Genomic DNA, 849 nt, shown 5'->3' on the forward strand with positions numbered 1-849 from the left:
GGCGGGAGCTTTCGGCCACGTAGTTGGTGTTGTCACGCTGACCGGAATCGATCACGTAGTAGCGCCCGTCCGCCAATCGCATGGCGGCGACGTGCGCCTCAGCGTCGGCAACGATGGCCATCCCCGCGTCATGGGGCACGTTGAGCCATTTGTGGGCGTCAACGGCCCAAGAGTCGGCGCGCTGGACACAGCGGGTGAGGTGTTGGGTGGCCCGTGCAGCAGCTGCCCACGGGCCGAATGCCCCGTCGATGTGTAGCCAGGCGTTGTGGGTGGTGCAGGCGTCGGCGATCGGTTCGAAGGCATCGAATGCGCCAGTGGCTACGTTTCCGGCCTGGGCGCACACGATCGTGGGTTCCTCTGCCTGGGCGAGCGCGTCGACGAGTGCCTCGGGTTTCGTCCGGCCCTGGTCGTCGGTGCCGATGCGGAGGGGTGTGTTGGCACCCAGACCGAGCAGGCGCAGGGCGGTGTCGATGGCGGGGTTAGCGTGCTCACCGCACAGGATGCGTAGCGGCGGTGCGCCGATGAGCGCACCTTTTCCACGTCCCAGCCGGCCCGGGCCAGCATCGCGTGGCGGGCTGCGGCCAGGCAGGTGGCGTTGGCGCCTTGACCCCCGGTGACAAAGCCGACGCTCGATGTGGCTCGCAATGCTGGTCTGCGTTGCCGCGGGCGCGTCAGTTAGAGCAAGATATGCGAGCTACGCGCGAAAGCCACAATCAGCCGAATATCTACGCTCGCCCGCGCCATTCTCGACGACGTGTTAAATCCTTGGCGTCCAACCGTTTCACGCTATCTGAGTGTCCTCGAACTACGAGTTGGACGCGTACAGTCTCGGCAGTAGCTCGCACTACG

Annotated in this window: 1 protein-coding gene; it reads right to left on the bottom strand. The window is 65.7% G+C overall.

All coding sequences use genetic code 11. The annotated features are described in order from the left end of the window. On the bottom strand, positions 1–646 hold a 646-nt coding region (locus tag AC5Y5O_RS32125), incomplete at its 3' end, for a pyridoxal phosphate-dependent decarboxylase family protein (protein WP_500028760.1). Positions 647–849: the final 203 nt, after the last annotated feature.

It is taken from the genome of Mycobacterium sp. NGS40, from assembly GCF_059812735.1.